Origin of the sequence: Nitrospirillum amazonense (genome assembly GCF_007828045.1) — a bacterium.
Lineage (GTDB): Bacteria > Pseudomonadota > Alphaproteobacteria > Azospirillales > Azospirillaceae > Nitrospirillum > Nitrospirillum amazonense_C.
Map to the genome: position 1 here is coordinate 79508 of NZ_VITN01000011.1, position 13565 is coordinate 93072.

The window sequence follows — 13565 nt, forward strand, 5'->3', positions numbered from 1 at the left end:
GCCCCACCCTGTTCATAAGGATGGGGCCGGACGCGCGTACCGTCACAAATGATCAGCAGACCGAGGCCGCCGCCGTCATCTTGAAGATGCCCTGGGCGTTGCCGCTGTCGAATCGCAGGTCCAGCCGGCGGCCCGCTTCGGTGTCGATAAGGTCGCGGGATATGAATTCGTAGAACGAACCCGGCACCACACGGCTGACCGTGGCGCCCCGGGCGTCGATGAACGGCCGCTCCACCATGACCGCCCGCAGCGCCGTCTGGCGGACCGTGCCGTTGCGCGACACCTCCACCTTGGGCTTCATCTCATAGCCCCGGGCCTTCAGCTCCTCCGCCAGGGCCTCCACGTTGGCCACCCGGTCGGTGGCGTGGTTGAAGCGGTTGCCCTCGGTGGCGATCCAGGCCAGCTCCGCCGATTCCGCCAACAGCGCCTCATACCGCGCCAGGGTGGGCACCGGGTGGTGGCGGTCGAACAGGCGCACCAGTTCGCCCACCAGGCCCGTCGCTTCCGCCAGTTCCAGCGTGCCGCCGGCGGCCAGCCGGTCCAGCAAGCCCTTGGCGTCGGCGGCCAGTGGGTCGTCCTTCACCTGGAACACCTCGGCCGCCGCCGCCTGTACCTCGGGCGAGAAGCGGTCTGGGAAGATTTCACTGACGAAGAACTGGGCGATGTCGTCCGGATAATCGCGGTGCGTGTAGGCGTAGCCCATCATGCGCAGCCGCTCCAGCGGGTAGGTCCCGCCGACGTGATAGCCCAGCGGCTCCAGCACCCGGGCGAAGGCGGCGTGGCCGGGCGGCAGCGCCCCCAGGCCGGGGGCGTTCACCGTGCGCAGGGCGCCATGGTCGAACACCATGCGCCCGCCCTGCTCCCGCACATAGCGGGCCCCCTCCGGCACCTCGCGCAGCAGGCCCCGGAACAGCAGCATGTTCAGGGCCTGGGCCACCACGGCGCGCGGCACCGTGTCGCCATGGTCCACCAGGAAGTCGGGATGCAGGGCCAGCATCTCCATCAGCCGGCCGGCCTCCTCCGGACCGACCAGGCCCTGGGCGATCTTCTGAACGGTGGGCGTCTTCATGGGACGGGCCCTCCTCAACCGATATCGAACTGCACGCCTTGGGCAAGCGGCAGCGCGCTGGAGTAATTGATGGTGTTGGTGGCCCGGCGCATATAGGCCTTCCAACTGTCGGAGCCGGCCTCACGCCCACCGCCGGTTTCCTTCTCGCCACCAAAGGCGCCGCCGATTTCGGCACCCGACGGGCCCAGGTTGACGTTGGCGATGCCACAGTCCGACCCGGCGGCGCTGATGAAGGTTTCAGCCTCGCGCATGTCGGTGGTGAAGATGCTGGACGCCAAGCCCTGGGGCACGCCGTTCTGCAAGGCGATGGCCTGGTCCAGCTCGCGGTAGCGCACGACATAGAGGATGGGGGCGAAGGTTTCTTCCAGCATGGGGCCGGTCTGGTCCGGCATGGTCACCAGCGCCGGGCGCACGTAATAGGCGTCGGGGGAACCCACATCCACGCGCTCCCCGCCGATGACGGTGCCGCCGGCGGCCTTGGCGGCGGCCAGGGCCTTCACCATGCCCTCGTAGGAAGCCTGGTCGATCAGCGGGCCCACCAGGGTGCCGGTCTCACGCGGGTCGCCCACCTTGACACTGCGGTAGGCGGCGGCCAGGCGGTCCAGCAGGCGGTCGGCCACGGCCTCATGCACGATCAGGCGGCGCAGGGTGGTGCAGCGCTGGCCGGCCGTGCCCATGGCGGCGAAGGCGACGCCACGCACCACCAATTCCAGGTCGGCCGACGGCGCCACGATGGCGGCGTTGTTGCCGCCCAGTTCCAGGATGGCGCGGGCGAAGCGCGCCGCCAGGCGGGGCGCCACGGCCCGGCCCATGCGGGTGGAGCCGGTGGCCGAGACCAGCGGCACCAGCGGATGGTCCACCAGCGCCTGGCCCACGTCGGCGTGCCCCTGGGCCAGGATGGACAGGCCCTCCGGAGCGGATCCGAACTTGGCGGCGGCACGGTCGAAGGCCGCCTGTACGGCGATGGCCGTCAGCGGCGTCTTCTCCGACGGCTTCCAGATGACGCTGTTGCCGCAGACCAGGGCCAGGGCCGCGTTCCACGACCACACCGCCACGGGGAAGTTGAAGGCGCTGATGACGCCGCAGACGCCCAGCGGGTGCCAGGTTTCCATCAGGCGGTGGCCCGGCCGCTCCGTGGCGATGGTCAGGCCGTAGAGCTGACGCGACAGGCCGACGGCGAAGTCGCAGATGTCGATCATCTCCTGCACTTCGCCCAGGCCCTCGGACACGATCTTGCCGGCCTCCAAGGTCACCAGCAGGCCCAGGTCGCCACGCACCGCGCGCAGTTCCTCACCCAGCAGGCGCACCAACTCCCCCCGGCGGGGGGCCGGCACCAGGCGCCATTCCAGGTGGGCGGCGTGCGCCTTGCGCACCAGCGCGTCCATATCCGCCGCCGACAGGGCCCTAACCCGGCCAGCCTCGCGCCCATCGATGGGGCTGCGCGCCACGATGTCGCCGCCCGAAAGCACAGCCGGGTCCACCCCCAGCCGATCCAGCACCGCCCGGATGTCGTCCCGGGTCTTGCTCACTGCCGTCATCGCTTCTTCCCTCACGCTGCTCTTTTGCTTATCCGGTTCTGCAGGTCAGGCGACGCGCGCCACCACCTGGTCCACCGGGTTCGCCCCCTGATAGGCGCGGCCGAAGCGGTTGGCCAGGAAATCATCCAGGGCGATGTCTTCCTGGCGGATGAAGCCGTGCGCCGGCAGCCGGCCATCGGCCAGCATGTCCAGCACGGCGCAGATGCCGGCGGCGGTGGTCGTCTGGATGGCCGTGCGCTGACGGCCATGGGCATAGTCGCCGAAGACGCGGCTGGAATAGCTTTCCTGGGTCAACTGGCCGTCCAGCATGCCGCTGACGGTGACGAAGATGACCACCACGTCCTGCATGGTGGCGGGCAAGGCCCCTTCCAGCACCGTCTTGAACAGGTCGCGCCGGTCGCGCAGGCGCAGATCGTTCAGCAGCGTCTTCATCAGCTGGCAGTGGCCGGGATAACGGATGGTCTTGTAGTTCAGGGTGCGCACCCGGCCCTTCAGCACCTCCGCCAGGCTGCCCAGGCCGCCGGAGGTGTTGAACGCCTCATAGGGCACGCCGTCCAGCCAGAACTCCTCCCGCTCCTCCAGTGCCGGCACCTCGCGCAGCGTGCCCTCCACGATGGCCTCGCAGGGCTCGCAATACTCGTTGATGACGCCATCGGTGCTCCAGGTCAGGTTATAGCCCAGGGAGTTGCTGGCGTAGCGCGGCAAGGCGCCCACGCGCAGGCGCACGGCCTCCAGCGTGTCGAACTTCTTGGCCAGGCTGCCGGCGACGATGGAGATGAAGCCGGGCGCCAGGCCGCACTGGGGGATGAAGGCGTTGGGGGCGTTGGCCGCCAGCTCCTTTACCCGGCGGGTGGTGGCCACATCCTCCGTCAGGTCCAGGTAATGGCAGCGGGCGATGGCCGCGGCCTCCGCCACCTTGATGGTCAGGTGATAGGGGGCAGCGCTCAGCACGGCGTAGGCGCCGGTCAGCGCCTCGGTCAGGGCGGCCACGTCGCTGATGTCGACCTCGCGCCGCTCGATGGGCAGGCGCTTGGAGACGCCTTCCAGCGCCTTGGCCGACCGGTCCAGCACCGTCACCAGGAAATCTCCCGACCCCGCCAGGTTCTCCGCGATGATGGACCCGATCTTGCCCGCCCCGACGACGACGATGCGACGCATGTGTGCTCTCCCGTTCAAAGTTCCATGAGGCAAAGTTCCCTGTTGGAACGACTGTCGGGCAAACCCTTGACGGAATGAACAGTCAATGCGACCAATCTGACGGAAAATGGTGGGCATAATGATCAATCAGATCGACAATTTTCAACCTGACGATCTGGACATCGCCCTGCTGCGCCTGCTGGAGGCGGACAGCCGGCTCCCCACCGTGACGCTGGCCAAGCGCCTGGGCGTATCCCGCACCACGGTGCAGGCCCGGCTGGAACGCCTGGTGTCACGCGGGGTCATCACCGCCTTCACCATCCGCCTGGACGAGGATTACCTGGCACGGCGCATCCAGGGCCATGTCGCCATCACCCTGTTGCCCAAGGCGGCGCGACAGGTGGAAACGCGTTTGAAGGCCATGCCCCAGGTGCGCCAGCTCTATGCCGTCAGCGGCCCCTTCGACATGATCGCCGTCGTCTCCACCGAATCCATTGCCGAGATGAACATGGTGATCGACGACATCGGCGCGGTTGAGGGGGTGGAGCGCACCAACTCCTCTATCATCCTGTCTCAGCGTCTGGCGCGCTGAGCGGCCTACCATTACTTCGACCTCACCGGACCATCAACCTGATGGACCACTACACGCTGCGGTTCGGCGTCAACAACCTGTTCGACAAGGCCCCGCCCATCCAGTCCGCCAACGACGACTATGTCGGCGTGCCGGGCACCTATGGCAACGACAACACCCACCCCGACATCTACGACACGCTGGGACGGACCTTCTTTCTGGGTATCACCGCTGATTTCTAATCGCCGACTCCCGGAGCGGCTTATCGTATAATCTCGACACGCGGCGGGTCCCTACCCCAGGGGCCCGCCGTTTCTCACTCCCGTTCACGACGCATCGGCGCACGCCTCATGACCAACGGCCAGTCCCCCTTCTCCATCCCCGTCACCCCGTCCGTTTCGGCGCCCCAGCGACAGCGCATCCAGGCGCTCATCCAGCAGGCCCTGACCTTTCAGACGCGGGGCCAGCTGCACGAGGCGGAACAGATCCTGTTGCAGGTGCTGGCGGTGGATGCCTCGGAACCGGACGCGCTGCAGCTCATGGGCCTGATCGCCAAGCGCAACGGCAAGCTGGACCAGGCGGAACAGCTGCTGCGCCGCTCGCTGGTGATAAACAGCCGCCAGCCGCATGTGAACTACAACCTGGGCAACCTACTGAAGGACACCGGCCGACCGGCCGAGGCGTTGCCCTTCTATGAAAAGGCCATCCTGTACAAGGCCGACTATGCCGAGGCCTACACCAATCGTGCCGACTGCCTGACGACGCTGGCGGGGACGGACGCGGCCAACGCCCGCTCCCTGCTGGAAACGGCCCTGCCCCTGTACCGCCGGGCCCTGCAACTGCAGCCCGACTTCGTCGGCGCCCGCGTGGGCCTGGCCGAGGCCTACCTGCAACTGAATGAGCCGCAGCAGGCGGAGGAGGTGCTGCGCGCCGGCCTGACCCGGCTGCCCAACGACTTCTACCTGAACAACAGCCTGGGCACGGCCCTGCGCCGCCAGCAGCGCTTCGAGGAGGCGGCCCCCCATCTGAAGCGCGCGGCCGAGCGGGCCCCCGACCGCTGGCAGATCTGGCTGAACCTGGGCAACACCTTCCTGGCCCTGGGCCAGATGGACGACGCCATCGTCTGCTTCAAGAAGGTGGTGGTGCTGGATCCCGCCAACTACGCCGCGCAAAGCGCCCTTAACCAGACGCTGTGGGAAACCGGGCAGCACACCCAGCTGCTGAACTCCTACGAGTGGGCCAAGGAACGCAAGCCCAACGATCCCGAACTGCTGAAGATGGCGGCGGAGGCCTACATCCTGTTCGGCCGGCATGAGGAGGCGGAGGCCAACATCGCCGCCGTCGCCGCCCTGGAGCCCGACGCCCCCGCCCTTCCCCGCCTGCGCACCACCTTGCTGCTGGCCCAGCAGCGGGTGGAGGAGGCGCTGGAAGCCGCCCGCCAAGGCTTGGTGGCCGCGCCGGACGACCAGTTGCTGCTGCACCGGGTGGCCGAGTCCGCACTGCGCCTGAACCGGCCGGCCGAGGCGCTGGAGGCCGCCCATCGCCTGGATGCCGTGGCGCGGGACAGCCAGTTCGCCGCCGCCTTCCAGGCCACGGCTTATCGCCTGCTGGGCCAGCCGGATCCGCGCGGCCTCTATGATTACGACCGCTTCATCCAATCCATCGACCTGGCGCCGCCGGCAGGCTACACCGACTTGGCCGCCTTCCATGCCGACCTGATGGCGGCGTTGGACGCCCAGCACGTGGCCACGCATGAACCCATCGAGCAGACGCTGCGCAACGGCACGCAGACGCGGGAGAATTTGTTCACGCGCGTGGGCGTGGCCCCCGCCATACAGGCCCTGCGCGACAGCATCCTGGCCGCGACCCAACGCTATATCGCGGCCTTGCCGGACGATCCCGACCATCCTTTCCTGCGGCGCAAGGGCCAGTCCCTGGTCTGGGCGGGATCATGGTCCGCCCGGCTGCGCGACCAGGGCTATCACACCAACCACATCCATCCCGAGGGCTGGATCAGCGGTTGCTATTACGTGGACATGCCCGATGTGGTGAAGGATGCCGAGGGCAAGCAGGGCTGGATCACCTTCGGCGCCTTCGCCCAGGGGACCGGCGCCACCCTGCCGTGGGAACGGGCCGTCCAGCCGCGCCCCGGCCTGCTGGTGCTGTTCCCCAGCTACATGTGGCACGGCACCATCCCCTTCCACAGCGCACAGACGCGCACAACCGTCGCGTTCGACATCGGCGGCCGGACCTGATCGGCGGGAGGTCCTTGGGCAGCGCATTGCCTATCTTTTGTGCTGCCCAAAAAACATGCTGCAATGCACTTTAACGCCTGCGGCCAATGATGGTACCGTGACCGGGTCAGGGCACCGGGGGCTATGGGTCGCCATCGCTTCCGCGAACAGGGGAAGTCATGAGCATCCACGTCGCCATCAATCACAAGACCAGCTACCGCTACGACCGGCTGATCAATCTGGGGGCCCAGTTGGTGCGCCTGCGGCCGGCGCCGCATTGCCGCACGCCCATCCTGTCGTATTCGCTGAAGGTCACGCCCAAGCAGCACTTCCTGAACTGGCAGCAGGACCCCCAGTCCAACTGGCTGGCACGCCTGGTCTTCCCCGAGAAGACGGAGGAATTCACGCTGGAGGTGGACCTGGTGGCCGACATGGCGGTCATCAACCCCTTCGACTTCTTCCTGGAACCGGCGGCAGAGAAATTCCCCTTCACCTATGAACCGTGGCTGGCCAAGGACCTCAAACCCTTCCTGGAGGCGGATGAGCCGGGCCCCCTGGTCAAGGCGCTGCTGGCCGACGTCGATCTCACGCCCACGGGCACCGTCGCCTTCCTGGCCGATGTGAACCTGAAGCTGCAGCAGCGCATCGGCTACGTCATCCGCCTGGAACCCGGCGTACAGACGCCGGAGGAAACGCTGCAGCTGGGCACCGGTTCCTGCCGCGACACCGCTTGGCTGCTGGTGCAAATCCTGCGCAACCTTGGCCTGGCCGCCCGCTTCGCCTCCGGCTACCTGGTGCAGCTGGTGGCCGACCAGAAGCCGCTGGAGGGACCGGACGGCCCCACGGCCGACTTCACCGACCTGCACGCCTGGACCGAGGTCTACCTGCCCGGCGCCGGCTGGATCGGGCTGGACCCCACCTCCGGCCTGTTCGCGGGCGAGGGCCACATCCCGCTGGCCTGCACGCCCGACCCCTTCTCCGCCGCCCCGGTCACCGGCGGCCTGGACATGTGCGAGGTGACGTTCGAGCACGCGATGTCGGTCACCCGGATCCGGGAACAGCCGCGTACCACCAAGCCCTACACCCCCGACCAGTGGGGCGCCATCGACCGGCTGGGCCAGCAGGTGGACCGCGAGATCGTGGATGGCGACATCCGCCTGACCATGGGCGGTGAGCCCACCTTCATCTCCATCGACGACATGGAGGGGGCGGAGTGGAACACGGCGGCGCTGGGCCCCACCAAGCGCCTGCTGTCCGGCGACCTCATCCGCCGCCTGCAGGCCCGCTACGCCCAAGGCGGCCTGCTGCATTTCGGCCAGGGCAAGTGGTACCCCGGGGAAAGCCTGCCGCGCTGGGCGCTGCAGCTGTTCTGGCGGCGAGACGGCGACGCCCTGTGGACCCATGCCGAATACCTGGCCGATGAGCGCCGCCACTATGGCTATGGCCTGGCCGAGTCCGAGCGGTTCATCCGCCGCCTGGCGGAACGGCTGGGCATTGATCCCGACTACGCGCGGGGTGCCTTCGAGGACCCCTGGCACTACATCCGCAAGGAACACGAGCTGCCGGTGAACGTCGACCCGTTCGACAGCAAGCTGGAGAACGCGGAGGAGCGGGCGCGCCTGGCCAAGGTGTTCGACACCGGCCTGGGTACCGCCGTCGGCTACGCATTGCCCGTCAGCCGCCGGCATGAGGCCAGCGGCCCCGTCTGGCTGTCCAGCGCCTGGACCACGCGCAGCGACAGGCTGTTGCTGGCCCCGGGCGACAGTCCCATCGGCTATCGCCTGCCCCTGGGTTCCCTGCCCTGGGTCGACACTATCGACCGCGTCTATTCCTATGAGCAGGATCCTTTCGACAGCCGGCCGGACCTGCCTTCACGTGAGGACCTGGAACGGCAGATGGTGCTGCGCAAGGGCCAGACGGAACCGCTGCGCCAGCGCGCCATGGCCGATGTGCGCGACCAGGTGCCGGAAAAGGGCACCAGCGCCTGGTGGCTGGTGCGCACGGCCCTGTGCGTTCAGCCGCGCGACGGCCGTCTCTACATCTTCCTGCCGCCCACCAGCTATCTTGAGGACTGGATCGAGCTGGTCACCCAGATCGAGGCCACCTGCGTCGACCTGGACCTGGCCGTCGTCCTGGAAGGGTATCCCCCGCCCCGCGACCCGCGCCTGAACAGCATGGCCGTGACGCCGGATCCCGGCGTCATCGAGGTGAACATCCATCCCTCGTCCAACTGGCAGGATCTGGTCTACACCACCACCACCCTGTATGAGGACGCGCGCCAGACCCGCCTGGGCACGGAGAAGTTCGCGCTGGACGGCCGCCACGTCGGCACCGGCGGCGGCAACCATGTGGTGGTGGGCGGTCCGACGGCGGCGGACAGCCCCTTCCTGCGCCGGCCGGACGTGCTGCGCTCCCTGCTGGCCTATTTCCAGAACCACCCCAGCCTGTCCTACCTGTTCAGCACCATGTTCATCGGCCCCACCAGCCAGCACCCCCGGGTGGACGAGGCGCGGCACGAGAGCCTGTATGAGCTGGAGATCGCCTTCAAGGAACTGGACCGGGCCGGTCCCAACCCGCCGCCGTGGCTGGTGGACCGGGCGCTGCGCCACCTGCTGGTGGACGTGCAGGGCAATACCCACCGCTCCGAATTCTGCATCGACAAGCTGTACAGCCCCGACAGTTCCACCGGCCGGTTGGGCTTGGTGGAACTGCGCAGCTTCGAGATGCCGCCGCACGCGCAGATGAGCCTGGTGCAGCAGTTGCTGTTGCGCACCCTGATCGCCTGGTTCTGGCGGGAGCCCTATCGCGCCGGCCTGGTGCGCTGGGGCACCAAGCTGCACGACCGCTTCCTGCTGCCGCAGTTCGTGACCCAGGACATTCAGGACGTGGTGGCGGAGCTGCGCGAGGCCGGCTACGCCTTCGAGGAGGCTTGGTTCGCCCCGCACCTGAATTTCCGCTTCCCCAAGATCGGCAGCGTCAGCCAGCGCAGCCTGACCCTGGAACTGCGTACGGCGCTGGAGCCCTGGCACGTGCTGGGCGAGGAGCCGGGCGGCGGCGGCACCGTGCGCTATGTCGACAGCAGCCTGGAGCGTATCCAGGTCCGCATGACGGGCATGGTGGGCGACCGCTACGCCGTCACCTGCAACGGCCGCCGCCTGCCCTTGCACCCCACGGGCACGGAGGGGGAATATGTGGCGGCCGTCCGATATCGCGCCTGGCAGCCCCCCGGATGCCTGCACCCGACTATCCCCGTGCATACGCCCCTGGTCTTCGATATTTTGGATCTGTGGACGGAACGGTCCGTCGGCGGCTGCACCTATCACGTCGCCCATCCAGGAGGGCGCAACTTCACCACCTTCCCGGTCAATGCCAATGAAGCGGAGGGGCGCCGGCTGGCGCGCTTCCTTCCCTTCGGGCATACGCCGGGGCCCATGGCCATCCCGCCGGAAACACGGAACCCGGACTATCCCATGACCCTAGACCTGAGACTTGGCTGAGCAGGATTTGGCGGAACCCGTTTCCCACCAGCCGCCCGAGCAGCCTTCGCTGTTCAGCGACGCCGGCGACCTCGGTTATGGAACCGGTCCCATCTTTGACGAGATGGTGACCGGCACGGGGCAGTTGCGCGCGCACTGGCAGCAATTCTTCGCCGCCCATGGCCCGTTCGCCCCGGAGCAGATGGCGGCGAGGTGGGCGGCGGCGCGCCAGCGGCTGTTCCTGAACGGCGTTACCTTCAACTCCTACCGTGATCCGCAGGGAACGGAACGGCCTTGGCCGCTGGATCCCGTGCCCCTGCTGCTCTCGGCCCCGGAATGGCAGACGATCAGCGCCGGGCTGGTGCAACGGGCCACCCTGGCCGAAAAGGTGCTGGAGGACTTTTATGGTCCCCAGACCCTGCTGTCCGACGGCGCCATCCCCCCCAGCCTGCTCTATGCCGACCCCGGCTACCTGCGCGCCTGCCAAGGCATGGATGTGCCGGGCGGCCGGCGCCTGGTGCTGTTCGCCGCCGACCTGGTGCGCGACGGCGACGGCCAGTGGCGGGTGCTGACCTGCCGGACGGAAGCGCCGACCGGCGTGGGGTATGCCCTGGAGAACCGGGCGGTGCTGAGCCAGACCCTGGCCGACCCTTTCCGCGCCTGCAATGTGGAGCGGCTGTCTCCCTTCTTCGAGTCCCTGCGCGCGGCCATCGCCCGCGCCGCGCCCCAGCACTCCGGGGTGGATGGCCATCCCCGCGCCGTGCTGCTGACCCCCGGCCCCTTCAACGAGGCTTATTTCGAGCACGCCTACCTCGCCCGCCATCTGCGCATGACCCTGGCGGAAGGGGCGGACATGGTGGTGCGCGACCAGGCCGTCTACCTGAAGACCCTGGCGGGGCTGGAGCGGGTGGACGTCATCCTGCACCGCGTGGACGACGCCTTCTGCGACCCGCTGGAATTGCGCGTGGACAGCGCGCTGGGCGTCCCCGGCCTGCTGCAGGCGGTGCGCGCGGGATCCGTCGCCGTGGTCAACGCCCTGGGATCCGGTATGGCGGAAAGCATGGCGTTGCTGTCCCACATGCCGGCGTTGAGCCGGCGCCTGCTGGGCGAGGATCTGCTGCTGCCCAACGTGCCGACGTATTGGGGCGGGGACCCGGAACAGCGCGAGGCGCTGCTGGCGCAGCTGAACCGCATGGTGATGCGGCCGGCCTTCTCCAGCCTGCCCGGCCACGTCGCCCATGGGCCCGACCTGGACGAGGCCGCGCGGGGCGATCTGGCCGCGCGTATCCGCGCCCGGCCGCAGGATTGGGCGGGCCAGCTGCCGGTCGCCCCCTCCACCGCGCCGCTGTGGCGGGACGGCCGGGTGGAACCGCGGCCCCTGGTCGTGCGCGCCTTCCTCTGCGCCAGTGGCGACGGGGGCTGGACAGTCATGCCCGGCGGCCTGGTACGCATCAGCGCCGACGCGCGCCATGCCGCCGTCTCCCTGCAGGAGGGTGCCGGCTCCAAGGATCTGTGGATCGTCGGGGCGGAGCCACCGGGTACGATCCGCCGCCTGATCAGCGCGCCAGACGGCGCGCGCGAGCCCAGCCCCGTGCCCGGCAATCTACCCAGCCGCGCGGCCGACCACCTGTTCTGGGTGGGCCGGTACGCGGAGCGCGCGGCGTCGGCCATGCGCCTGCTGCGCGGTGCCACCCTGCGCCTGTCCGATGACAGCCGGCCGGCCGCACGGGAGGAACTGTCGCCCCTGTTGCGCCTGATGGGCCGCGCCACCCTGATCCCGCAGGAAATCGCGCAGCTGCCCGACAGCGACGCCGTACGCGGCATGCGCCAGGCGCTGGAGATCGCGGTCGACCCCGCCAACCCGGGCAGCCTGGTGGCCACCACCGGCCGGCTGCGCCGCGCCATGGGCAGCGTGCGTGATCGCCTGCCCCTGGACAGCCGCCAGATCCTGGGCCGCCTGGATGCCCTGGGCGCCCGTCTGGCCAAGGCGGATCGCGCGGCGCTGGCCGTGCTGCTGGGCGACTTCAGCCAGGTGCTGGCGGCACAGACGGGGCTTGAGCTGGACAGCATGCCCCGTGGCGCCGGCTGGCGCTTCCTGGTGCTGGGCCGCCGGCTGGAGCGCGCCATCGACGCGGTGGAGCGGCTGCAGGCCAGCGGCATCGCCCATGAGCGGCCGGACGCCGCCACGCAGGAGGTGCTGCTGGAACTGGCGGAGGCCGGCCCCGCCTACCGTGAGCGTTTCCCGGTGGGGGTGCAGCGCGAGGCGGCGCTGAGCCTGCTGCTGACCGATCCGGAACATCCGCATTCCCTGCTGTTCCAGCTGGAGACCATCCGCCGCCAGGTTTCCCGCCTGCCCTCCCTGCCCGCCTTCGGCGCAGCCGGTGGCGCGGATCCGCTGATGCGCCTGGCGGACCTGGTGGCACAGGCCAGCTATCGCGTACAGGATCTGGCGCTGACCCGCGACATGGGGCTGTTGAGCGCCACCCTGTTCCAGCTGGGCTGGGCGTTGCCCGACATGTCCAATCTGTTGTCACAAGCCTATTTCAGCCATGTCCGCGCCCGTGCCGCCTGACCAGCCCCGCCTAGCGCCCGTCCGCTACCGCTGCCGCCACACCACGCGCTACAGCTATACGGTGCAGGTCGTCTCCTCCCAGCTGATCGCCCATCTGGGGCCCCGCGACTTGGCGGGCCAGCGGGCGCAGGTGGTGGCGCTGACGGTGGAGCCCGAGCCCGCCGTGGTGGCGGACCGCCTGGATTGGCTGGGCAACCCCACCAGTTATGTCGCCATCGACACACCCCACCTGGACCTGTCCATGACGGTGGAGCTGGACGTCATCCTGTCGCCACGGCCGGCATCCGACTTGGAGGCGACGCCGGCCTGGGAGGCGATCGCAGCCGAGGCGCCCCGGCGCCTGGCGGTGGCGGAGTTCGTCGAGGCGTCCCCCCGGCTGCCCCAGCCCAGCCCGGATCTGGCTGCCTTCGCCGCCGCCAGCTTCCCGGCCGGCCGGCCCGTTGGCGCCGGCGCCCGCGACCTGGCGCACCGCATTCACGATGGCTTTGCCTTCGATGCCTCCGCCACCAGCGTGACCACGCCGGTGCTGGAGGCGCTGGCGCTCAAGCGCGGCGTCTGCCAGGACTTCGCCCATGTCATGATCGGCGCCCTGCGCGCCCTGGGCCTGCCCGCCCGCTACGTCAGCGGCTATCTGCGCACCCTGCCGCCGCCCGGCCAGCCGCGCCTGCAAGGGGCCGATGCCAGCCACGCCTGGGTGCAGGTATGGTGCGGGCCCGATGCCGGCTGGGTCGACATGGACCCGACCAACGACACCCTGATCGACCGCAATCATATCACCCTGGCCTATGGCCGCGACTATGACGACGTCTGTCCCCTGCGCGGCGTCATCCTGGGCGGGGACACCCATGCGCTGCATGTCAGCGTGGACGTCGAGGAGGTCGGGGAGGATCCGCCCGCCATGCGACAGGCCCAGATCCAGGACGGCCAAAGCCAGTCCCAGACGCTTTGACCATACAATAAAACAAGAC

The 13565-nt window shown here is 69.0% G+C and carries 9 protein-coding genes; 6 read left to right on the forward strand and 3 right to left on the reverse strand.

Annotated elements, in window-relative coordinates; all coding sequences use genetic code 11:
- Positions 1-52 precede the first annotated feature (52 nt).
- From FBZ89_RS17625 to FBZ89_RS17635, 3 genes are read right to left on the reverse strand one after another with little or no spacing between them, the layout of a single operon-like run.
- Complete coding sequence (locus tag FBZ89_RS17625; protein WP_145751195.1) at positions 53-1069, reverse strand: 2-oxoadipate dioxygenase/decarboxylase family protein; 1017 nt, start codon at positions 1067-1069, stop codon at positions 53-55.
- A 14-nt stretch (positions 1070-1083) separates the two neighbouring features.
- Complete coding sequence (gene amaB, locus FBZ89_RS17630) at positions 1084-2607, reverse strand: L-piperidine-6-carboxylate dehydrogenase (RefSeq protein WP_145751196.1); 1524 nt, start codon at positions 2605-2607, stop codon at positions 1084-1086.
- A gap of 45 nt (positions 2608-2652) precedes the next feature.
- Complete coding sequence (locus FBZ89_RS17635; protein ID WP_145751197.1) at positions 2653-3765, reverse strand: saccharopine dehydrogenase family protein; 1113 nt, start codon at positions 3763-3765, stop codon at positions 2653-2655.
- Between the two features lie 118 nt (positions 3766-3883).
- Between FBZ89_RS17635 and FBZ89_RS17640 the strand changes: the two genes are divergently transcribed.
- The 6 genes from FBZ89_RS17640 (at position 3884) to FBZ89_RS17665 (ending at position 13546) form a co-directional block, all read left to right on the forward strand.
- Positions 3884-4336, forward strand: a complete 453-nt coding sequence (locus FBZ89_RS17640) for an Lrp/AsnC family transcriptional regulator (RefSeq protein ID WP_145751198.1) — start codon at positions 3884-3886, stop codon at positions 4334-4336.
- Positions 4337-4377: 41 nt separating this feature from the next.
- Positions 4378-4557, forward strand: a complete 180-nt coding sequence (locus FBZ89_RS17645) for a TonB-dependent receptor (protein ID WP_145751199.1) — start codon at positions 4378-4380, stop codon at positions 4555-4557.
- Between the two features lie 108 nt (positions 4558-4665).
- Positions 4666-6570, forward strand: coding sequence for a tetratricopeptide repeat protein (locus FBZ89_RS17650; RefSeq protein ID WP_145751200.1), 1905 nt, complete (start codon positions 4666-4668; stop codon positions 6568-6570).
- Positions 6571-6728: 158 nt separating this feature from the next.
- Positions 6729-10046, forward strand: coding sequence for a transglutaminase family protein (locus tag FBZ89_RS17655; protein ID WP_145751201.1), 3318 nt, complete (start codon positions 6729-6731; stop codon positions 10044-10046).
- Positions 10039-12597 (forward strand): circularly permuted type 2 ATP-grasp protein, encoded by a 2559-nt coding sequence (locus FBZ89_RS17660; RefSeq protein WP_246172299.1) that lies wholly within the window; start codon positions 10039-10041, stop codon positions 12595-12597. The genes FBZ89_RS17655 and FBZ89_RS17660 overlap by 8 nt, the downstream gene beginning before the upstream one ends.
- A complete protein-coding gene (locus tag FBZ89_RS17665) occupies positions 12575-13546 on the forward strand; it encodes a transglutaminase family protein (RefSeq protein ID WP_145751202.1) in 972 nt (323 codons plus the stop codon). The genes FBZ89_RS17660 and FBZ89_RS17665 overlap by 23 nt, the downstream gene beginning before the upstream one ends.
- Positions 13547-13565 lie beyond the last annotated feature (19 nt).

Coding starts and splice junctions, on each gene's coding strand:
- FBZ89_RS17625 (WP_145751195.1), bottom strand. CDS start 1,069: ATGAAGACGCCCACCGTTCAGAAGATCGCCCAGGGCCTGGTCGGTCCG.
- FBZ89_RS17635 (WP_145751197.1), bottom strand. CDS start 3,765: ATGCGTCGCATCGTCGTCGTCGGGGCGGGCAAGATCGGGTCCATCATC.
- FBZ89_RS17645 (WP_145751199.1), top strand. CDS start 4,378: ATGGACCACTACACGCTGCGGTTCGGCGTCAACAACCTGTTCGACAAG.
- FBZ89_RS17640 (WP_145751198.1), top strand. CDS start 3,884: ATGATCAATCAGATCGACAATTTTCAACCTGACGATCTGGACATCGCC.
- FBZ89_RS17665 (WP_145751202.1), top strand. CDS start 12,575: ATGTCCGCGCCCGTGCCGCCTGACCAGCCCCGCCTAGCGCCCGTCCGC.
- FBZ89_RS17655 (WP_145751201.1), top strand. CDS start 6,729: ATGAGCATCCACGTCGCCATCAATCACAAGACCAGCTACCGCTACGAC.
- FBZ89_RS17650 (WP_145751200.1), top strand. CDS start 4,666: ATGACCAACGGCCAGTCCCCCTTCTCCATCCCCGTCACCCCGTCCGTT.
- amaB (WP_145751196.1), bottom strand. CDS start 2,607: ATGACGGCAGTGAGCAAGACCCGGGACGACATCCGGGCGGTGCTGGAT.